This window comes from Brevibacterium sp. FAM 24630, from assembly GCF_049804075.1.
In the GTDB taxonomy this organism is placed as follows: domain Bacteria; phylum Actinomycetota; class Actinomycetes; order Actinomycetales; family Brevibacteriaceae; genus Brevibacterium.
Map to the genome: position 1 here is coordinate 1 of NZ_JBNBZD010000021.1, position 20,699 is coordinate 20,699.

Here is a 20,699-nt window from a genome sequence, read left to right on the forward strand (position 1 = left end):
CGCGACGGCGTCGGCCTTGAACTCCGAGGTGAACTCTCTGCGGGGCCGCCGCGGGGATTGGTTGGTAGTCATGTGCAGCAGTTTCCTTTCATCGGGTTCTGCTGTCTACTCAAATCATGACACCCCACTTCGCCAGAAACTCTCAGATGCTTTCAGCGTGGTCTTTCGAGGTCCTGGCGGTCTCCACAATGTTCTTCAGCTCCGGAATGGCGATGTACAGAGCGCAGAGCAGCCACTGCAGAGTGAAGGTCACCGCGAGCCGTGCCGCTTTCCTCTTCTGCTCGACAGTGCCTTCTCCTGCATCGTCGGACTCGGCCACTGTTTCAATGGCGTCCTCGATTTCGGGGGCGACCTCGGAGTAGTCGAACTCATTTTCGTCGATGTCCAGCTCGCCCGATCTCACGCCAGCCAGCACGTGGGCGAACATTTGCTCAGTTATTGAATCGGACACTCCGTAGCGGGCAACAGCCGAGTTGATCTTGGCGATATGAGTGAATGAAGGAATGTAGGTAGAGGCGACCAGTTTCGACTGGAGTTGCGCATGTAGTGCTGGCGATATGCCGAATCGTGCATAGTTGATCTTGAGGTCTGGTGAAAGCGCCTGGTTAAGCGTCTTGAGTTGCGTCTCGAGCGTCGACTCTCGCGGCAAGAAGCTGGCGACATTGAGGATCTGCTGAATCGCGGGATTGAACTTGGGTTGCACCATCTGCCGATCCGATCCCTGAAAACTACATCGTGCGTGAGGCTGGCGAGCTACTGCATGAACGTCTTCCACCGGTCTTGCCGGCGTTCGATCGCGAACCGTTCCGCCCGCAAGCGTCTGACCCGATCGACAACGGCCAGGGCGTAACTGTATGCGGTGTCCGTATCCGCCAGCTCAGTCGGAAAGTTTTGGCTAAATCTCATACTTACGTGCGATGTGGGGAAGCTATGGCGATACATATAGTTGCGGTTACATCAAGAAAGGATGTGCGAATGACCGCAACCACAAGAAGCGTCACAGTAGTCGCTTCGATACTCAGCTCTGCAGCTCTACTGCTGGGAACCGTAGTCCCTGCGCAGGCAAGCACCCCCGCTGGGCTGCACAAAGTGTCGACCACCAACTTCGTCGACGAGTCCTGTGTGAAACAAGTCGAGGAAGCCTACGAGAAGGTTGGCCAATCGGCTGAAGCCAAAGACCTCGAGCTCTGCGAAGGCAAGGTCACCGTCGAAGAAGGCGCTACAGAAACGGTCGATATTGCAGAGGCCAAGGCGTTCGCTGCCACCGAAGACATGGGCAAGCAGGAAACAGTTCAGGTCGTCGAGGCCGCAAAAGCAGGGAAGATAAAGAGCAAGAAGTGGAAGCACGCCTACTGGGGCGGCTCCAACTATGAGAAGCATGCAGGCAGAACCTACTGGAATGGTTCGAAAGCTTGGGTCAAGAAGTACAAGGGTAAGACCGGGTATCACACTTGCCACTCCGAAGGATCGTGGCAGGTTGGCTGGTCTGTCAAGCCCACCCGGTGCACCAAACCCAAGGCTGGCACCTACGCTGATTCGTACTACCGGTTCGACGCTTCGCTCTTCGTGAAGGGAAGTCCGATCACTCTCGGCGTGGGCCTTCACTACCGCACGTCCAAGTCAGGGGCGGTTAAAACCTGGCAGGTTGGCGGCTAATATTGAATCAATCATCAACGCAGTCACGACTAAACGGATGCAGGTGCAAGATATGGCGACCGATCAGCGTGAGCGATTCCTCTCAAAGACGGAATGGAAGTTCATCGGCTTCCTCGCACTCGCATTTGTGTTGACACCGATCTTCTACGGTCTGCCCTTGCTTAGCCCTTTGTTTGCTTTAGGCACGAGCGTCCGCTCGCATAAGGCAAAGATGGTGTGGCTTTGGGTGGTCTCATCGGTCCTGGTTCTGATGTCGATCGCACCGTTCATCCTAAGGATCGCTGGCCTGAGCAACTTCATCGTTGAATGACATTGCGAGGCATCAGACTTCGATCGAGCCTCGGCGCGTATCCGCCATTTGTTGGTAGTTGAAGTAAACAGCCCCTGAGCCTGAATGGACGGGGGGCTGTTTTCGTTCCTCAACTTGCGCCCAGAACCTCGCGTGTCGTCGCTGGCAACTCTTCCGTGTCCGGTCACAAGCTACGGGCATGATCATCCGACACTTGACCGCCGAGCACATCGGTAAGACCGTCACCCTGCCGACCCTCGCAGCCCTCGGCCGGTGCCGTAGCGGCACACTCCACTCCATCACCCTCGAAACCGCCACCGACACGAGTACCCTCCGCATCGGCGACCACCTGCACTCGGTACCCAACGACGCGACCGTGTACGTCACCACCGAAGTGAGCGGACTCTGATGGTCGACAAGTCCGGTTGGGATCCGGAGAAATGCCAAGCCACCAGCAAGAAACGCGGCGACCAGTGCAAAAACGACCCCGTCCGCGGCCTCCGCGTATGCCTACGCCACGGCGGGGGATCGAAGAAAGCCCGTACCGCAGCTACCCGCAACCCCGAGCAGGAGAAACTCACCCGCGTCGCCCGTCGTCTCGGCACACCTCACGAGAACCTCGACCCCGCACAGGCACTGCTGGACCTCGTCGCATCCAAAGCCGGCGAAGTGGAGTGGTTGCGACACCAGGTGGAGCTCCTCGAAACCGACGGCGACCTCTGGTGGGGTGAAACCAAGGTCGTCGGCAAGGACAACCCGGAGTTCGGGGAACAGTTCGAACGCACCGAGGAAGCCCGCCAACACATCGTCTACACGCTGTTGCACAAAGCGCAGGACCAGCTCGCGAAGTACGCCGGCGAAACACTCAAGGCCGGCGTGGACGAACGCCAAGTGCGTATCGCCGAGCAGACGGGCGCCCAGTTCGAAACCGTCCTCACATCACTCCTCACCGCCATCAGTGCCACACCCGAACAGATGCAGACCGCGACCACCGAGATCCCACGGATCCTCAGCAACCTCGCAGGGGGTGGCAAATGAACGTCGAATACGTCAGATACCAAGAAGGCGAGAAGCAACGCCGCCGCATCCGCAACGCCTCCATCGAACTCGCCATGACTTACCACGCGATCGACCGCACACCGGACGGCATGACGATAGGTGATCACGTCAACAGCATTGAAACCAACGCCCTCGAGCAGACCGATAATGCGGCCGGCACGGGCATGTTGTGGGTGCAAACAGGGGCCTCTCCCGCTACCGATCAAGCCCCTCACCAGGGATAAGGTCCCGGCGTGGGGGTCTTCTCGTATGCTCAGGGCCGGTCCGAGCGCGACGGATGTCCGTTCGACCGCAATTCGGCGGCGGGTATGGTCATCGGACGGTTCGTCACCTACTCTCATAGAGACTGTTCGACCGAAGCGGGAGATCAACGATGATCAACGCACAACTGTCCGACTGGCTGCTCGATTCCGACCCGTCCTTGCGCTGGCAGGTCGAACGTGACCTCCTCGGTGCTGAGGACTCGACCTGGCAGTCAAGCAGAGCCGAAGTCGCGCACGTCGGATTCGGTGCCGAGCTGCTCGCCAGGCAGGACCCGGATGGTCAATGGGCCGGCGGAGCATATTTCCCCGCCGGCTTCGATTTCGACACTGAGCGTTCACAGCCGTGGACGGCGACGACTTGGGCGCTCAAGGACCTGCGCGAGTGGGGAGTGGCTGCGTCGGTGCTGGCAGGGACCGCAGAGAAACTGGCGCCCGTTCGGTGGGAATACGAGAACCTGCCCTACTGGGGCGGCGAAGTCGATGTGTGCATCAATGCGTGGACACTGTCGAACGGCCTCTGGCTGGGTGCCGATGTCGACGGGCTCGTCGACTGGTTCCTCGACCACCAGCTCGATGACGGCGGGTGGAACTGCGAATGGGTCGACGGTGCGAAGGTGTCCTCCTTCCATTCCACCCTCAACGCCCTCGTCGCGCTCCTCGATTACCAGAAGTCCACCGGCGACAGCGCACGCGTAGCTCAGGCCCGGGCCGGGGGAGAGGAATACCTGCTCGTCCGAGACCTGTTCCGCCGCCGAGGCACCGGCGAACCCTTCGACGAACGTGCCCTGGCGCTGTTCTGCCCCACACGATGGTTCTACGGGATCCTGCCGGCACTCGACTACTTCCGAGAAGCAGCACGAACCGATGGCACCGATCCGGATCCGCGCATGCGCGCAGCCGTTGAGATGATCCGGCCTCGCCGAGGAGCGGACGGACGCTGGCAACAGGAGCACCGCCTCGGCGGGGAAGTCTGGTTCCATGTCGACGCACCCGTCGGCGAACCCTCGAAATGGGTGACGCTGCAAGCCCAGCGGATCCTCGACTGGTGGGATGCCTCCGCCACCGCCCAACGCGGCGATTGAGCACACGAATGTCTTACCGGAGGTCGAATTCCCTTCCGCGATCCTCGGCCGGTCGGGGCCCACGGATCCAGCGGTCCGCCTCGGCGATGGCGACATCATTGATGCTTGCTTCACGGCGTGCCATCAGCCCCTGAGCATCGAACTCCCACAACTCGTTTCCATAGCTGCGCCACCACCGACCGCCGGCATCGTGCCATTCGTATTGGAAGCGGACGGCAATGCGGTTGTCATCGAATGCCCACAGATTCTTGCGCAGCGCGTAGTCGAGTTCGCGGTCCCATTTGCGGGTGAGGAACGCAAGGATCTCATCGCGGCCGGTGATGAACTCATCGCGATTGCGCCACACCGAATCCACGGTGTAGGCCGAGGCGACTGTCCGCGGATTGCGAGTATTCCACGCATCCTCGGCGCCCTGGACCTTCTGCGCGGCGGAGTCCCGATCGAACGGCGGCAATGGGGGACGGTGTTCAGTCATGAGGGATCCTTCCCGGCCGCGTCCGTGTCTGCCTGTCTGGAGGCGTGCCTGCGGCCTGGCACTTCATGCTACTCGGTGCCAACCGCGGCGGGAAGGTCGATGCGCAGCCGCGGCACAGAGACCCCATCCCCGCCGAGTGACGGGGACGGGGTTGCGTCGGGGTGGTGCCTGCTGGAATCTGACCGAGTCAGTCCTTGAAGTCGAAGTCTTCCTTGTCGATGCCGGGGAACATGAGTTCGTACTTGATCATCTGACCTTTGTGGTCGACGATCTTCACCGTCCCGAAGTACTTCCGCTCGCCCTTGTAAGCCTCTTTGTCCTTGACGGTGACCTGGCAGGACTTGAATCCGTACCACTCTCGGAGCTCCATATCGGAGTCGCACTTGGCTTCTTTGAGCTTCAGCTCGAGCTTGTTCTCGAACAGATCGACGAGGTCGGCTTCGATCGACGAAGCGGGAACGGTGCCGTTGCCGTCCTTGTCGATCTTCATACCGTCGTCACTGGCCCAGTTCGTCGTCTTCGCAGCGTCGGCGAACGGATCGGTCGATTCGGTGTCGGTCGGCTCCGCCTCGGCGGGTTCGGAACCCGGCGATTCCGCCGGTGTCGTCTCGACTGACCCTCCGCCGAATCCGCCTTCGGGGGACTCGGCGGCTTCGGACTGTGTGTCTTCGGCCGGCTTGTCGGCACCGGACCCGCCGCAGGCGGCCAGGGACAGGGCGAGGGCAGTTCCTGCGGCCGCGGTCAGCAGGCGGGGCATCAGATAAGTCCGACGAGTTGGTGTCATGGTCTCTCTCCTTCGCACGAACTGCGATCACAGAAGTTGTCAATACGTGAATGATTCTGCCATGGCCGTCAGCCTGCCGATGCGGCTGAGTGTGCGGATCCGGCGACAGCTGTGCCGATTCGGACACACGGAACCTGCGGAAGTGCCGGAACGCGGCCGACGAGACAGGCCGACCGGTTGTGCGGCAAGCATCAGTCACCGTCAGCGTCGCACTGCACCGTTGCACCGAGGTGGTGTGCCGCTGATGGTGACTGATGGTTCGGTACGTGGAGGAGAAGAGCCCACCGGCTCGGGGCGACTCGGTGTCGGTCGTTACCCGACTGCCGGGGCGGTCGTGTTGACGGCCTTCGCCATGGCCTCGAAGGCGCGGATCGTGGGGAACAGCTTCGTCGCATCCTGCGGCAGCCCCCAGCTGGAGAACTTGACGCCGACGATGTTCGCCCCTGGGTTCATGTAGATCATCTGGCCGTGGATGCCCAGGGCCAGGAACGCGTGGGAATCGGGGAACGGGAACCAGAACTGATTGTGATAGGCCCCGCCGGGCATCCGATTGTCGCCGGGTCCTTCGGCAAAGGCCCGCCGCACCTCCGCCGAGGTCGTCAGGGTGTCGCCGATCCACGTCGTCGGTGCGACCTGCTGGCCGGTCAGCGATTGGCCGCGATTGGCGTAGACGTGACCGAATCGAGCGAGGTCGCGCAGAGTGGTGTTGATGCCGCCGTCGAACATTCCGACGCCGTATTGGTCGGTGGCGATGAGCGCATCCTGCTCCGCGCCGATGTGCGACCACAGCACCCGCGACATCAGCGACTGCATGCTCTCTCCGGCAATCTTCTCGCACACCCAGCCGAGCACATCGGTCTCACACGAGCGGTATTCGAAAACGCCGCCGTGTTCGGACTTCGCCTCTAAGGTGGTGAGGAACTCGTACATTCCGATGCCCGGGTTCTCGCGCTTGGCCTCGGTCCAGCCGATCGACTCCTCGATCTGTCTGACCTCGGACTTCGGATCGAGGTAGTCCTCGGAGAACCGGATGCCCGAACGCATATCGAGGATGTGGCGCACCGTGGCTCCGGCATAGCCGGACTTCGCGAGTTCGGGAACGTAGTCGGTGACCAGGCGGTTCGGGTCGAGGTCGCCGGAGCCGACGAGCACGCCGGCGACCGTTCCGACCAGCGACTTCGATACCGACATGAGCAGATGTTCGGTGCCCGGCGTCATCCCGCCGAAGTACTCCTCGGCGAGCACTGTCCCGTTGTGCATGAGCAGCCACGCGTCCGTATCCGAAGCTTCGATGACGCTGCGGACGCTGCGCGCATCGGAGTGCTCGGTCGCCGGTATCTCGACCTCACCGAGGTCCTGCAGGTCGGCCGGGAGTTCGGCCACCGGCCCGGTCCCGCGCGAGATCGGCGTCGTGGGCAGAACCTCTTTCACGTTCTGGAATGACCACCGAACATTGCCGGGTTCCTGCCAGTTGTCCCGATCGACGCCCGCGGAAGGGTCCAGGCCCAGCGGCGGCGCGACCGCAGCGGGATCACCGCCGGCGGCGGCCGCGACATCGACGGACGGATCGGCGATGGGCGGAGTGCCGACCCCCGCCGAGGAGGGGGTGGGTGTGGCGTTGTCCGGTGACGGTTCGGTCACGGTGCACCTTTCGGTCGGTTCGGAATGTTGCGCATCCAGGGCAGGCAGGAACCCCGCCGCATCAACTGTGACGAGGCTACCACCGGGGATCCGCCGCTCAGTCGCCCTTCGCACCGGGCCCGCCGAGGGCCGGTGCCGGGTCCTCCGCGGCGACCGGGACGCCGGCATACATGGCGCGGATCGAATCGATGAAGTGCTTGGCCCTGATGCTCAGCGAATCGGGTCCGCCCACATTGGTCTGCAGCGGGTTCTTCGTCACCAGCACTCCGAGGTCGGCGCCTTTCCACCGGTAGTCGCCGGCGCCGAAGATGCGCAGGAAGAACACTTCGTTGCCGTTCTGCAGCGGATGCCAGTCCAAGGCCGCCCGCTTATAGGTCAGCGTCCCGTACTGGTCGAGGTAGTACTGACCGGTCAGCGGCGAATGCGTGATGTATTCGGTGATCGGAGCCGTCTCCTTGATGATCATCTGGCTCCACTCGTCCGCACCGGAGAGCTCCTCCCACCGTTCGTTGATCTCGTTGACGTCGAGGTCGAATTCGACATCGAGGTACTCGAGCAGGTGGAACAGGAACAGCGGCACATCGGCGTAGGCACCGGCGGTGACGTTCGTGATCGCCGAGGCGCCGGAGATACGCGGATTGAGCTCACCGAGGTAGCAGACGTCGCTGTCGAGATCGACGAGGACATCGACTTCGAAGAACCCGCGATAGCCGCGTTTGCGCAGACCCTCACCCATTCGCCGAACGAGGTCGCGGGTCTGGGCCCGCTGTTGGGCGGTGAGGACGTCGGGCTTCATCTCGTTGCCGCACCATCCTCCCTTGTAGGGAGTGAGTTCGGCGAAACCGGCGAGCTCAGTCAGATACGGACCGACGACGACACCGCTGGAGGTGATGACCGCCTCGACGGCGACCGGAGTGTTGTTGATCCGCTTCATCACCTTGAGCTGCTCGCCGATGATGTCGTCCTTATGCTTCTCCCAGTCAGCGGGTCCGGAGATGAAGAACGTCGTCTTCCCCGAATCGCCGTAGGGAGTCTGTACGACCAGGTCGGTGCCCAGCCCCTCCTCGGCGGCCCGCTTGTTGAGCTCTTCGTACGCCTCAGCTGTGGTCAGCACGTTGGGGACGGAGAAGGCGCCGGCCTCGTTGCCGAGCTTCGTCGTCTCGATCTTCGAATCGAGCTGATTGCGCAGAGCCGCCGACGGCAGGATGAGATCGTAGCCGAGCTCGCGGCAGATCCGTTCGGTCTCCTCATCGAAGAAGACCATCGCCACCTTCACCCGCTCCCCGTGGGGAACGCTGCGCGTCATATGCGCGCGCACTTCGGCATTGAGCAGCAGCCAGTTGTTGATCGCCTCACCCGAGTCGAACTCGACATAGGGCTTGTAGCGGGGGGAGAACACCCGCGGGTGCGCGCCGTCCCACCCGTCGTAGTACGTGATGTAGGAGAAGTTGCGCACCCACCGGTCGAGACCGAGGAGGTTGAACGGGGTGGCCCCGACAAAGTAGATCGGAGTCTGATTCGTCCGGAAGAAGTGACGCACTTCGGAGACGTTGCGCAGCGGGCGGCGGATCTGGACGCGGTCGGCTTCTTTGCCTGTGTAGGCGGCGTCGGTGGCGACTGCGACCTCGACCTGCGGCTCGGCGTCCTCGTGCACGGTCGGCTCAGAGCTCGCGACGGCAGCGACTGCAGGGGGTGCAGCAGGCGTCGCGGCGGCCGGTCCGGCGGCCGCTGGAGAGCCTGGTCCGGGAGCATGCGGAGAGGGAACGGCGACTGCGTCCTTGACTCGGGCACCGGAATTCGCTTTCTGCGACTCAGGGATCGCTGGGCCTGCGCTGGGGGATTCGTCGGTCATCGCACTACTCCTTAGCAAACGTGATGTGGATAACATATACCAGTTTCGTAGTCCTGGGCCCGATGGTGCGGCAATTGTGTGAATCGGACGCGAACGAGCGGCCGAATGTTCGCCGATGAGCGTCGCGGCAGGCCTGTGCCTTAGGCTGGTGTCGATACTGACCACAGTGGAAGAGAGAGCGCATATGCCGGTGAATACCGAGAAGCAGGGGGCCTCGTTCTCCCTGCCGCAGCCCTATGAAGTCTCGCGGGAGGCGGTCGCGGAATTCGCGCTCGCCACCGGGGCCAAGGCCGAATACCATTTCGACACCGAGGCGGCCACCTCACTGGGCTACCGCGACGTCGTCGCTCCGACGACCTTCGCCGTGATCATCGCGCAGAAGTCCGAGGCGGCCTACATCTCCGATCCCGATTCGGGCATCGACTTTTCGAAGGTCGTCCACGGCTCCGAGCAATTCTCCTTCACCCGCCCCATCGTCGCCGGCGACGTGCTCTCCGCCGTCACCCATGTCGACGGTGTCCGTTCCGCGGGCGACAACGCCATGATCACCACCCGCACCGAGATCACCGACGCCGCCGAACAGCCCGTCGTCACCGTGACCTCGACCATTGTCGTGAGAGGAGACGGAGAATGAATCCCATCGACTTCTCCGCGCTGACCATCGGAGACACTGTCGTGGAGTCCGAGATCCCACTGTCTCGGGCCACGCTCATCGACTACGCCGCGGCCTCGGGCGACCACAACCCGATCCACTGGAACGAACGCTTCGCCCGCGAGGTCGGACTTGACGGAGTCATCGCCCACGGCATGCTCTCCATGGCCGTCGTCATCGCCCCTCTCGTCGAATGGCTCGGCGACCCCGGTGCGATCGTGGACTACCGGACGCGCTTCTCCGCTCCGGTGCCCGTCCCCGACGCCGAGACCGGATCGCCGGCGACCCCGACGACCGCGCTGAAGATGACCGCCACCGTCGGAGCGGTCGACGCCGCCGTCGGCACCGCCCGCATCGACATCGCCGTGAAGTCCGGCGAAGCCGATGTCCTCAGCCGCACCCAGGTTCGGATCTCCCGGTGACCGAAGCCGTGAATGAGGATCTCTCGACATTCACCACCTTCCGCCTCGGCGGTCCGGCCGAGCATGTGACCATCGCGGAGACCCGCGAGGAGCTGCTCGACTTCTGTCACGCCCACCCGCTGGAGCTGACCGGCGACGACCGTTCCGACGTCCTCTTCATCGGGGGCGGGTCGAACCTGCTCATCTCCGATGACGGGTTCGACGGTGCCGTGTGCGTCGTGCGCACCACCGGGGTGACGACGACCGAGACCACGAGCACCGATACACAGGTCACTGCCGAGGCGGGGGAGGACTGGGATGCATTCGTCGCCCACGCCCTCGACCTCGGTCTGTCCGGGCTCGAAGCGCTCTCCGGCATCCCCGGCTCGGTCGGGGCGACCCCGATCCAGAACGTCGGGGCCTACGGCACCGAGGTCGGTGAGCTCATCACCTCCGTCGAGGTCTTCGACCGTGTGGCCGGGCAGATCCGTCGTCTCAGCGCCGTCGAACTCGAATTCGGCTATCGCACCTCGGCGCTCAAACGCGCGCAGGCCGCGGTCGGAACCCCCCAGTTCGTCGTGCTGTCGGTGACCTTCGATCTCCAGCACAGCGAACTCTCCCTGCCCGTGCGCTACGCCCAACTCGCGTCCGCACTCGACGTCGAGATCGGCACCCGCGTTGCGGCGGCCCTCGTGCGCGACAGCGTCATCGCGCTGCGTCGGTCGAAAGGCATGGTCCTCGACGGGGACGATCACGATTCCTGGTCGGCCGGCTCCTTCTTCACCAACCCGATCGTCGACGACCCCGAGATCCTGCCGGCGGAAGCCCCGCGCTACCCGGTGACCGATCCGCTCAGCGGGGCGAAGATCGAAGGGAAGACGAAGACCTCGGCGGCCTGGCTGATCGAACACGCCGGGTTCGCCAAGGGCTTCAGCATCGGTGACGGACACGCCGCCTTGTCGAACAAGCACACCCTGGCGCTGACGAATCGAGGACACGCGAGGACGGCCGATGTGATCGATCTCGCCCGCACCGTCGTCGACGGAGTCGCGGACGCCTTCGGCATCACGCTCGAACCGGAGCCGACATTCATCGGCTGTTCGCTGGACCGCTGAGACCAGCCGTGGGCAGCCAGCACCTTCTTTAGACTGGTGGACGTGTCTTCACGTCGCAGAACCATCACTCTCATCATCACCCTGGCCGCGGTCGGTCTCCTGACCCTGCCGTGGGCGCTGTTCACCTCGCGGGCCGATCTCACCTTCGGTCCCCACGAAGCGCAGTACCAGGTCACCGCGGACTCCCGGCTGACCGTCGACTTCGGTCCTCTGGGGAAGCTGCTCGTCCCGGCCGAGGACTACATCCCGCTCGGCCTCGGGCTGCGGGTCTCCATCGGCGAGATCCCGGTCTCCGGTGATGCCAGTGATGAGCAGCGACCCGCCGCAGACCCCGACGCGGTCGACGATCCCGGTGGAGGAACGGTCGACGCCCTCGGCGGTGACGTGGCCTCCTACGCCTCGCTCTTCTCCGCCCCGCAGGCCCAGGTCGACCAGATCGTCCACGGACTCAGCCAAGCGATCCTCATCCGCTGGGCTCTGGCGGTCTGTGTGATCACCGGCGGGCTCGTCGGTCTCGCCGCCTTCCTCGGCCCGCGGCGCGTAGAGGCCATCTCGCGCGCCTTCGTCGGCAAGGAGCTCCTCGGCATCGGCCTGGTCGTCGTCCTCGTCCTCGCCGGTCTCGGCACCGTCGTGTTCAATCGGCCGAAGCCGATCTCGGCGGACCCGGCTTTCGACGGCACGCCCTTGGCCGGATCTCAGGTCACGGGCCGCCTCGGCGGGATCATCGACACCGCGGTCACCGCGGTGCAGGACTTCGCCGACGACAACGATGCGTTCTACGACAAGGTGCTCACGACCCTGCGCGCCGAATGGGATCAGCGGCCGATCTCGGGCAACTGGACGGACAGGGGCATGGTCCCGCCCGCCGGAATCGGAGGTCCGGGGGGAGAGGACGGGGACTCCGCCTCAGGGGCGGACGAGGATGCGGGCGTGACGACCTTCGTCTTCGCCTCCGACATCCACTGCAATATCGGTATGGCGCGCGTCGTCGGAGCCGTCGCCGGAATGAGCGGCGCCGATGCCTATATCGACGGCGGGGACGTCTCCATGACCGGCACGTCGGCTGAGAACTACTGCCTCGACGTGCTCGACGATGAGCTGCCTGAGAAGCTTCCGCGCATGATCGTCAAGGGCAACCACGACTCCGTGGAGACGACCAGGCATGCGAAGTCGACCGGGTGGAAGGTGCTCGAGGACTCGACGGCCGAGATGGGCGGGGTCACCTTCTTCGGAGCCGCGGATCCGCGTCGGACCGTCTTCGGCTCCGGACCGCAGCTCGAAACGGAGCTCACCGTCGACCAATACGCTCAGCGACTGCGTGATGAAGCGTGCGCGACCGACTTCGACATCATGCTCGTCCACGACCCGGCAGTCGGTGCCCCGGCGCTGCGTTCGGGGTGTGCCGACTACGCTCTGAGCGGACATTGGCACCGGCGAGTGGGCCCGGAGACCTCCGGTTCGGGGGTCCGCTACGTGAGCTCGACAACGGGCGGAGCGCTGGCGAATGCGCTCACCCCGGGCCCGCTGCGCATGGACGCGGAACTGAGCATCATCCGCGTGGACAACCGGACCAAACGACCCATTGACATGCAGCTGATCACGGTCAACCCCAAACAGGAAGTCCGCATCGATCCGTGGGTGCGCTTCCCCGAACCCCTGCCGCTCGTGGCTCAGCCACCGGCCGAGGAACCGGGTGAATGAGCGGGTGCCGGCACGCCTGAGGAACCATCCGGATGCTCGGTTCGACGAACGGCGGTCGGGCACGGTATGCTCGTTTCTCGTGGTCGGACACCACAGAGATCCGCACGGAACTCATCGTCCGGCCGAAGGGGTGTGGCGCAATTGGTAGCGCAACGGTCTCCAAAACCGTAGGTTGCAGGTTCGAGTCCTGTCACCCCTGCGCAGTTGACTCTGCCGAAGTCTCATCGGCCAGGCGCCGTCCTCGACCGGCATGAACAATTGTGAAGCCCCAACGAAACCGACCGAGTGAGGATGTGTGAGCGACACACCGGCAAAGAAGACTGGCAGCGCACCCAGCAGTGCCTCCGGTCCTAAGAAGCTCGGGTTCTTCGGACGAATCCTGCAGTTCTTCCGCGAGGTCGTGGCCGAACTCAAGAAGGTCGTCACCCCGACACGGAAACAGCTGGTCAACTACACGTTGGTCGTCCTGGGGTTCATTCTGTTCATGATGCTCCTCGTCACGGTCCTCGACCTGGTGTTCGGCAAGCTCGTCGGATTCGTCTTCGGCGGAACACCGCTGTGGCCTTTGTGGTGACTCGCTGTTCGCAGCGACGCACCTTATGCTGAACCTTCACTCCCATCCGGGAATCACAACACGCGAAGCGAGGAATTGATCGGTGTCGGATACCAACTCACCTGAGCAGGAGACCCCTGAGACCCAGGACGTCACTCCCGAAGAGTCGGGTGCCGCTGTGGTGCCCGAAACCGAAGCTTCGGACGTCGAGGCTGTCGCCGCCGATGACGCGGACGTCGAAACTGCTGACGACGAGCAGACCGCCGAGGCCGACCAGGCCGAATCCTCCGAAGACAGCGATGCTGCCGAAGCCGCTGCCGACGAAGTCGATCCTGCCGAGGAGTTCAAGGCCGAGCTGCGCATGCAGGAAGGTGACTGGTACGTCATCCACTCCTACGCCGGCTACGAGAACCGCGTGAAGCAGAACCTCGAGAACCGCACCATCAGCCTCAACCTCGAAGAGTACATCTTCGAATCGCAGGTGCCGATGGAAGACGTCGTCGAGATCAAGAACGGACAGCGCAAGCAGGTTCGCCGCGTGCGCATTCCCGGCTATGTGCTCGTCCGTATGGAGCTGACCGACGAGTCGTGGGGCGCCGTGCGCCATACCCCGGGTGTGACCGGATTCGTCGGCAACGCCTACGACCCGACCCCGCTGTCGATCGACGAGGTCTTCTCGATGCTCGCCCCGGTCTTCGAAGAGCGCCAGGCCGAAGCCGCCGCCGCTGAAGGTCCGGCCGCCGAAGCCGCTGCGAAGTCCGCCCCGATCACCGAGGTGGAGTTCGAGGTCGGCGAGTCCGTGCTCGTCAAGGAAGGCTCCTTCGAGGGCCACCCCGCCACGATCCAGGAGATCCGTCCCGAATCGCAGAAGCTCACCGTGCTGCTGTCGATCTTCGAACGCGACGTCCCCGTCGAGCTCGGCTTCGACCAGGTCGCGAAGCTGTGACATTGCACTTCTGAGCCGATCGTGCAGCCGCGCAGCGGCGGCGATCGCCGACGCAGGGGCCCGGATGATTCCGGGCCCCTGCGTCGTCTCCGGGGGCGCTGATGCAGCGGTCGTGTCCGCGGGGGAGGGGGCGGCCGCCTCGGCGATGGTGGCGTGCGGTGATCCGCCTCACGGGCATTTGCTCCCGGGACTGCCCGCATGGAATACTGGTGTGGTTTGATTGCGGCCCTTATCGGATGGTCGCCGTCGAACGATGTGCTGTATATGTCTGGCACATCGAAACTTCAAGATTAAGGACCGTACATGCCTCCCAAGAAAAAGGTAGCCGGCCTCGTCAAGCTCCAGATTCAGGCAGGTGCCGCTAACCCGGCTCCTCCGATCGGTCCGGCGCTTGCCCAGCACGGCGTCAACATCATGGAATTCTGCAAGGCCTACAACGCCGCCACAGAATCCCAGCGTGGAAACATCGTTCCCGTCGAGATCACCGTGTTCGAAGACCGTTCGTTCACCTTCGTTCTCAAGACCCCGCCGGCCGCTGAACTCATCAAGAAGGCCGCTGGAGTCAAGTCGGGTTCGGCCACTCCGCACACCGTCAAGGTTGCTCACCTGAGCGCCGACCAGGTGCGTGAGATCGCCACCACGAAGATGCCCGACCTGAACGCCAACACCCTGGAACAGGCCGACCGCATCGTTGCCGGAACCGCGCGTTCCATGGGCGTCACCACCGACATCGAGGTCTGAAGACCTCACCTCACACAGTGGCAGGGCCTGCGCAGCCCACACCACGACTGCAAGGAGCAAAGCAGATGGCAAAGCGTTCAAAGGCCTATCAGGCCGCGGCTGAGAAGATCGCCGCAGATGTGAACTACGAACCGGCTCAGGCAATCGCCCTGGCTAAAGAGACCACCGTGGCGAAGTACGACGCTACGGTCGAGGTCGCCCTCCGCCTCGGGGTTGACCCCCGCAAGGCGGATCAGATGGTGCGCGGCACCGTCAACCTTCCGCATGGTACCGGTAAGACCGCCCGGGTCCTGGTGTTCGCTGCCGGCGACCGTGCAGAAGCTGCCCGTGAAGCAGGTGCTGACTTCGTCGGCTCCGATGACCTGCTGGAGAAGGTGGCCGGAGGGTTCACCGACTTCGATGCCGCTGTTGCGACCCCTGACATGATGGGCAAGGTCGGTCGTCTCGGTAAGGTGCTGGGTCCCCGTGGCCTGATGCCGAACCCGAAGACCGGAACCGTGACCATGGATGTCGCGAAGGCCGTGACCGACATCAAGGGCGGAAAGATCGAATTCCGCGTCGACAAGCACTCGAACCTGCACTTCATCATCGGAAAGGTCTCCTTCTCCGAGGAAGCACTGCAGGCGAACTTCGATGCCGCGGTCGACGAGATCCTGCGACTGAAGCCGTCCTCCTCGAAGGGCCGCTACATCAGCAAGGCTACGATCACGACCTCGAACGGCCCCGCCGTTCCGGTCGATCACTCGGGCCTGCGCCTCTGATCGTCTGATCAGCGCGCTTGAGGGGCGGGAAGCGAGTTTTCGTTTCCCGCACATTCCCTTTCCCTCCCCCCTTGCTACCTGCCGCCGGCCCAGCAACCTCGCGCGAGGTTGCTGGGCCGCCGTCAGGTAGCAAGGGGGGAGTCTCGGTGGGTGGGTGCGGTCTTGCCCGAATACAGGTTCGCGGTTAGATTATGAGCATTCGAGGCTCTCTTCCGATAACCGCCGATGGAGGTGGATCGTCCGCATGGATTCGACGCTTCTGCTCGAAGACGCGTATCAGCGCACCGTGCGTCGGGCCCATGAGCGCCTGGAGCCGCTGATACCCGGCCGACCGAGCGATGAGTCCCGGCTGCATGGTCATCTTCGCGGTGTGCGCACCTCAGTGCTCGAATCGTGGCATCGATCGCTCGACCGGCTGCGTGATCCCGCGGGTGCAAGGGTGCACGTGGCGTATGAAGCAGATCAGCTGACCGAGGTGAGACGTCGCCATCCTTTTCACGCGATCATGCCTCTGCTGCGATCGCATCTGCTCGAACCTGCGAAAGACTCGGGCCTGCTGGCCGCGCTCGGTGATGAGCAGGGCCGTCTGCTGTGGATCGAAGGCGAGCGGAGCGTGCGCAATCGGGCTGAGACCATGGGCTTCGTCCCCGGAGCCGACTGGTCGGAGGAAGTCATGGGCACCTCGGCGCCGGGCCTGGCCCTGCAATCGGGAACTGCGGTGCAGATCAGCCGTGCCGAGCACTTCGCTCCCGACGTCCATTCCTGGAGCTGCAGCGCCGTCCCGGTGACGCATCCGCTGACCGGGCAGGTCATCGGCATCATCGACGTCACCGGCGGAGACGACGCCGTGTCCTCGATCGTGCTGCCGCTGCTCTCGTCGACGGCCAAGGCAGCCGCAGCCCGCCTGTCCGAGCTCTACACGCCGCAACAGGGACGAGACACCGGCACCGAGGCGGCTGGAACAGAGCTCACCGTCCTCGGTGCGGGGCCCGCCCTGCACTCACCCGGCCGGGCGGAAGTCGCCCTGACCCGGCGTCATGCCGAGATCCTGCTTCTGCTCCACCGATTCCCCGACGGGATCAGCGGATCAGGACTCGTCGAAAGGCTGTGGCCGGTCGGCGGCAGCGAAGTCACCGTGCGGGCGGAGATCACCCGGCTGCGCAGGGCCATCGACGGAGTCGAGCATCTGAGCATCGAGGCGCGTCCCTACCGGTTGCGCGGGCAACTGGGCTCCGACCTCGAGCGCACTCTCCAGGCGCTGTCCCGGGGCGACATCGATACAGCGCTGGAGTTCTATCGGGGGAGTGTGCTGCCGGATTCGGACGCTCCGGGCGTACGCGAGATCGGCGCGGAGGTCGATGCGCTCATGCGCGAGACCCTTCTTCAGGACGGGACTTGGCAGCAGCTTTGGCGCTATTCCGAACTTCCGGACTTCCGCGAGGACAACGAGATCCTCATGGCTGTCCTGAGGCTGGCGCCTCCGGATGCGGCCGAGCGCAACTCGGCCGTTGTGCGGTTGGAATCCCTCGGGCACTGACGCCCTCCGGCGCTGACTTCGGGGAGAGTCGCGGGTCGATGAGCTTCTTGCCGCAAGGGTGCGGGAGGGGGCGGGAACCGATGATCCGACCGCTCACGGGCTGTGATGCAACCCCTATGCAACGTTGCCTTCAGTAGCGTCATTCTCACACGGAGAACATCCGGTGAAAGCAGACGCATCAAAGGAGTTGCAATGACTGTCTACGCACAGCCTGGTCAGGACGGATCGCTCGTCACATTCAAGTCCCGCTACGAGAACTTCATCGGGGGCCAGTGGGTGCCGCCGGTCAACGGGAACTACTTCGACAATCCCAGCCCGGTGACCGGCCAGGTATTCACCGAGATCCCGGCCAGCACCGCCGAGGACATCGAGCTTGCTCTCGACGCTGCGCACAAAGCCGCGCCGGCCTGGGGTAAGACCTCGGTCGCCGAGCGGGCGAACATCCTCAACAAGATCGCAGACCGCATCGAGGAGAACCTCGAGACGCTCGCCGTCGCTGAGACCTGGGACAACGGCAAGGCGATCCGCGAACCCCTCAACGCGGACCTGCCCCTGGCCGTCGATCACTTCCGCTATTTCGCCGGGGCCATTCGCGCTCAAGAAGGTGGGCTGTCGCAGATCGACGAGGACACCGTGGCCTACCACTTCCACGAACCGCTCGGCGTCGTCGGACAGATCATTCCCTGGAACTTCCCGATCCTCATGGGAGTGTGGAAGCTGGCACCTGCCCTGGCGGCAGGCAACGCCGTCGTCCTCAAACCCGCGGAGCAGACGCCGGCCTCGATTCTCGTGCTCGTCGAACTCATCGCAGACCTGCTGCCCGAGGGTGTGCTCAACGTCGTCAACGGCTTCGGCCTCGAGGCCGGAAAGCCCTTGGCCTCGAACAAGCGGATCTCGAAGATCGCGTTCACCGGTGAGACGACGACGGGCCGTCTGATCATGCAGTACGCCTCGCAGAACATCATTCCGGTGACTCTGGAGCTCGGCGGCAAGTCGCCGAACATCTTCTTCGAAGACGTGTTGGCCAAGAACGATGCGTTCGCGGACAAGGCCCAGGAGGGCTTCACCATGTTCGCGCTCAATCAGGGCGAGGTGTGCACCTGCCCGTCGCGTGCACTGATCCAGGATTCGATCGCCGACCCGTTCCTCGAGGCGGCCGTCGCCAGGACGCAGAAGATCGTTCAGGGCAACCCGCTCGACACGGAGACGATGATGGGTGCGCAGGCCTCAAACGATCAGTTCGAGAAGATCATGTCGTACCTGGACATCGGGCGGCAGGAAGGCGCCGAAGTACTCACCGGCGGCGGCAAGGCCGAGCTCGACGGAGATCTGGCCGGCGGCTTCTATGTCCAGCCGACGATCTTCAAGGGCACGAACAGGATGCGCATCTTCCAAGAGGAGATCTTCGGTCCCGTCGTCTCGGTGGCGACTTTCTCCGACTACGACGATGCTCTGACCACCGCCAATGACACTCTGTACGGCCTCGGTGCCGGAGTCTGGTCTCGGGACGGCAACACCGCCTACCGGGCCGGTCGCGACATTCAGGCCGGACGTGTGTGGGTGAATAACTATCACGCCTACCCGGCCCACGCGGCCTTCGGCGGGTACAAGGCTTCGGGCATCGGGCGTGAGAACCACAAGATGATGCTCGACCACTACCAGCAGACGAAGAACCTGCTCGTCAGCTACTCGGAGAACGCGCAAGGCTTCTTCTGATCCAATTGCTACCCGACGGCGGTCCAGATACCTCGCGCTAGGTTGCTGCGCCGCCGTCGGATGCTTCCACCACAGATCCAAACCCCGTTGTCACATGTATTCACGTCATCACAAAGGAGCGAATGATGTCCGAAATGAAAGCTGCAATGGTCAAAAGCCTGGGACAGGAACTTGTCGTAGGTGACAGCCCGATTCCCGCGCCCGGTCCCGGTCAGGCACTGGTCAAACTCATCGCCTCCGGCGTCTGCCACACCGATCTCCATGCCGCTCATGGAGATTGGCCGGTCAAACCGAAGGTCCCGCTCATCCCCGGCCACGAAGGAGTCGGCATCGTCGAGCAGGTCGGTGAAGGCGTCACCGAGGTCGAAGTCGGCCAGATGATCGGCAACGCCTGGCTGTGGAGCGCCTGCGGAACCTGCGAGCATTGCCGTCAGGGGTGGGAGACGCTCTGCGAGCAGCAGGTCAACGGCGGCTACGGAGTCGACGGATCCTTCGGCGAGTACATGCTCGTCGATACGAAGTTCGCCGCGGTCATTCCGGACGGTGCCGACCCCTACGAGATCGCGCCGGTTCTGTGTGCGGGAGTCACCGTGTACAAGGGACTCAAACGCACCGAAGTCAATCCCGGCCAGTGGGTCGTCATCTCCGGCATCGGTGGACTCGGCCACATCGCTGTCCAGTACGCGGTGGCCATGGGCATGCGTGTCGTCGCGGTCGACGTCGCCGAGGACAAGTTGGCTCTGGCGAAGAAGCACGGAGCGGAGATCACCGTCAATGCCTTCGCCGAAGACCCTGCCGAGATCATTCAGGAGAAGATCGGAGGATCCCATGGAGTCCTCGTCACCGCGGTCCACCCTGCGGCGTTCGGTCAGGCGATCGGTATGACCCGCCGAGGCGGCACCATCGTCTTCAACGGTCTGCCGCCAGGTGATTTCCCGGCCCCGATCTTCGACATCGTGCTCAAGGGCCTGACGATCCGCGGTTCGATCGTCGGCACTCGTCAGGACATGGTCGAAGCGCTCGAGTTCTACGCTGCCGGCAAGATCCACCCGACCTTCTCGAAGAGGCCGCTGGATGACATCAATGCGATCTTCGACGAGATGATCCACGGGAAGATCGACGGCCGCGTCGTCATCGAGTACTGACGGGCCAGGTTACCCAGAGAACTCCCTGACGGCGGCGCAGCAACCTCGCGCGAGGTTGCTGCGCCGCCGTCAGGTGGTGTGAGGGGGATCTCTGGGGGCGATTGGACTTGCTGCGAAAGACTTCGTTACACTGAAAACACCCAAGACCGTCGGTCTCTGTGGAACCACCAGGATTCGCCATCGAATCTCGGTGTCTGCAGGCGAAGACTCCCAGAGAGTGACCCACGCAGGTGAGCTCGAGATTCTTCCGTTCGATTCCTTCCGGAATCCTACGGCCAAGCGTTTCACGCCTTCCTGCGTGAAGCGCTTTTTCTGTTGTCGGGACAGACC

General features: G+C 63.5%; 22 protein-coding genes and 1 tRNA gene. 18 read left to right on the forward strand and 5 right to left on the reverse strand.

What is annotated here, in order from left to right; genetic code table 11:
- Positions 1–142: 142 nt before the first annotated feature.
- Positions 143–706 carry a hypothetical protein gene (locus ACPUD7_RS14080; protein WP_425120257.1) on the reverse strand — a complete coding sequence of 188 codons (564 nt, stop codon included), beginning with the start codon at positions 704–706 and terminating at the stop codon, positions 143–145.
- Positions 707–975: 269 nt separating this feature from the next.
- Here ACPUD7_RS14080 and ACPUD7_RS14085 point away from each other — a divergent pair, with 269 nt between their 5' ends.
- The 6 genes from ACPUD7_RS14085 to ACPUD7_RS14110 all read left to right on the forward strand — a co-directional run bounded on the left by ACPUD7_RS14085 (position 976) and on the right by ACPUD7_RS14110 (position 4,349).
- Complete coding sequence (locus ACPUD7_RS14085) at positions 976–1,656, forward strand: hypothetical protein (protein WP_425120258.1); 681 nt, start codon at positions 976–978, stop codon at positions 1,654–1,656.
- A gap of 52 nt (positions 1,657–1,708) precedes the next feature.
- Complete coding sequence (locus ACPUD7_RS14090) at positions 1,709–1,966, forward strand: hypothetical protein (RefSeq protein WP_135809917.1); 258 nt, start codon at positions 1,709–1,711, stop codon at positions 1,964–1,966.
- 178 nt (positions 1,967–2,144) lie between these two features.
- A complete protein-coding gene (locus tag ACPUD7_RS14095; protein ID WP_425120259.1) occupies positions 2,145–2,354 on the forward strand; it encodes a hypothetical protein in 210 nt (69 codons plus the stop codon).
- Complete coding sequence (locus ACPUD7_RS14100; protein WP_425120260.1) at positions 2,354–2,983, forward strand: hypothetical protein; 630 nt, start codon at positions 2,354–2,356, stop codon at positions 2,981–2,983. The genes ACPUD7_RS14095 and ACPUD7_RS14100 overlap by 1 nt, the downstream gene beginning before the upstream one ends.
- Positions 2,980–3,228, forward strand: a complete 249-nt coding sequence (locus ACPUD7_RS14105) for a hypothetical protein (RefSeq protein ID WP_425120261.1) — start codon at positions 2,980–2,982, stop codon at positions 3,226–3,228. The genes ACPUD7_RS14100 and ACPUD7_RS14105 overlap by 4 nt, the downstream gene beginning before the upstream one ends.
- 149 nt (positions 3,229–3,377) lie before the next feature.
- Entirely contained in the window at positions 3,378–4,349 is a 972-nt protein-coding gene (locus ACPUD7_RS14110) for a squalene cyclase (protein WP_425120262.1), read from the forward strand.
- Between the two features lie 13 nt (positions 4,350–4,362).
- On the opposite strand, the gene ACPUD7_RS14115 is transcribed toward ACPUD7_RS14110, so the two are convergent.
- From ACPUD7_RS14115 to ACPUD7_RS14130, 4 genes are all read right to left on the reverse strand, one after another.
- Positions 4,363–4,824, reverse strand: coding sequence for a nuclear transport factor 2 family protein (locus tag ACPUD7_RS14115; RefSeq protein WP_425120263.1), 462 nt, complete (start codon positions 4,822–4,824; stop codon positions 4,363–4,365).
- Positions 4,825–5,011: 187 nt separating this feature from the next.
- Positions 5,012–5,608, reverse strand: coding sequence for a hypothetical protein (locus tag ACPUD7_RS14120; protein WP_425120264.1), 597 nt, complete (start codon positions 5,606–5,608; stop codon positions 5,012–5,014).
- Between the two features lie 312 nt (positions 5,609–5,920).
- Complete coding sequence (locus ACPUD7_RS14125; RefSeq protein WP_425120265.1) at positions 5,921–7,249, reverse strand: serine hydrolase domain-containing protein; 1,329 nt, start codon at positions 7,247–7,249, stop codon at positions 5,921–5,923.
- 97 nt (positions 7,250–7,346) lie between these two features.
- Positions 7,347–9,101, reverse strand: coding sequence for a biotin carboxylase (locus ACPUD7_RS14130; protein WP_425120266.1), 1,755 nt, complete (start codon positions 9,099–9,101; stop codon positions 7,347–7,349).
- A 184-nt stretch (positions 9,102–9,285) separates the two neighbouring features.
- On the opposite strand from ACPUD7_RS14130, the gene ACPUD7_RS14135 reads away from it, so the two are divergent.
- The 12 genes from ACPUD7_RS14135 to adhP all read left to right on the forward strand — a co-directional run bounded on the left by ACPUD7_RS14135 (position 9,286) and on the right by adhP (position 20,369).
- Positions 9,286–9,735: an FAS1-like dehydratase domain-containing protein gene (locus tag ACPUD7_RS14135; protein WP_425120267.1), complete on the forward strand. Its 450-nt coding sequence runs from the start codon at positions 9,286–9,288 to the stop codon at positions 9,733–9,735.
- Positions 9,732–10,175: a MaoC/PaaZ C-terminal domain-containing protein gene (locus tag ACPUD7_RS14140; RefSeq protein WP_135537151.1), complete on the forward strand. Its 444-nt coding sequence runs from the start codon at positions 9,732–9,734 to the stop codon at positions 10,173–10,175. Before ACPUD7_RS14135 ends, ACPUD7_RS14140 begins: the two co-directional genes overlap by 4 nt.
- A complete protein-coding gene (locus ACPUD7_RS14145; RefSeq protein ID WP_425120268.1) occupies positions 10,172–11,269 on the forward strand; it encodes a UDP-N-acetylmuramate dehydrogenase in 1,098 nt (365 codons plus the stop codon). Before ACPUD7_RS14140 ends, ACPUD7_RS14145 begins: the two co-directional genes overlap by 4 nt.
- Before the next feature lie 42 nt (positions 11,270–11,311).
- Complete coding sequence (locus ACPUD7_RS14150; protein ID WP_425120269.1) at positions 11,312–12,970, forward strand: metallophosphoesterase; 1,659 nt, start codon at positions 11,312–11,314, stop codon at positions 12,968–12,970.
- A 126-nt stretch (positions 12,971–13,096) separates the two neighbouring features.
- Positions 13,097–13,169, forward strand: a tRNA-Trp gene (locus ACPUD7_RS14155).
- A 96-nt stretch (positions 13,170–13,265) separates the two neighbouring features.
- Positions 13,266–13,544, forward strand: coding sequence for a preprotein translocase subunit SecE (secE, locus tag ACPUD7_RS14160; RefSeq protein WP_135537149.1), 279 nt, complete (start codon positions 13,266–13,268; stop codon positions 13,542–13,544).
- An 82-nt stretch (positions 13,545–13,626) separates the two neighbouring features.
- Positions 13,627–14,469, forward strand: coding sequence for a transcription termination/antitermination protein NusG (gene nusG, locus ACPUD7_RS14165; protein WP_135537148.1), 843 nt, complete (start codon positions 13,627–13,629; stop codon positions 14,467–14,469).
- Between the two features lie 303 nt (positions 14,470–14,772).
- Positions 14,773–15,210, forward strand: coding sequence for a 50S ribosomal protein L11 (gene rplK / locus ACPUD7_RS14170; RefSeq protein ID WP_135537147.1), 438 nt, complete (start codon positions 14,773–14,775; stop codon positions 15,208–15,210).
- A 65-nt stretch (positions 15,211–15,275) separates the two neighbouring features.
- Positions 15,276–15,971 carry a 50S ribosomal protein L1 gene (gene rplA / locus ACPUD7_RS14175; protein ID WP_135537146.1) on the forward strand — a complete coding sequence of 232 codons (696 nt, stop codon included), beginning with the start codon at positions 15,276–15,278 and terminating at the stop codon, positions 15,969–15,971.
- Positions 15,972–16,215: 244 nt separating this feature from the next.
- Entirely contained in the window at positions 16,216–17,508 is a 1,293-nt protein-coding gene (locus ACPUD7_RS14180) for a GAF domain-containing protein (protein WP_425120270.1), read from the forward strand.
- A gap of 192 nt (positions 17,509–17,700) precedes the next feature.
- Positions 17,701–19,224 (forward strand): acetaldehyde dehydrogenase ExaC, encoded by a 1,524-nt coding sequence (gene exaC / locus ACPUD7_RS14185; protein ID WP_135537144.1) that lies wholly within the window; start codon positions 17,701–17,703, stop codon positions 19,222–19,224.
- 125 nt (positions 19,225–19,349) lie between these two features.
- Positions 19,350–20,369 carry an alcohol dehydrogenase AdhP gene (adhP, locus tag ACPUD7_RS14190; RefSeq protein ID WP_135537476.1) on the forward strand — a complete coding sequence of 340 codons (1,020 nt, stop codon included), beginning with the start codon at positions 19,350–19,352 and terminating at the stop codon, positions 20,367–20,369.
- The last annotated feature ends 330 nt before the right edge of the window (positions 20,370–20,699 follow it).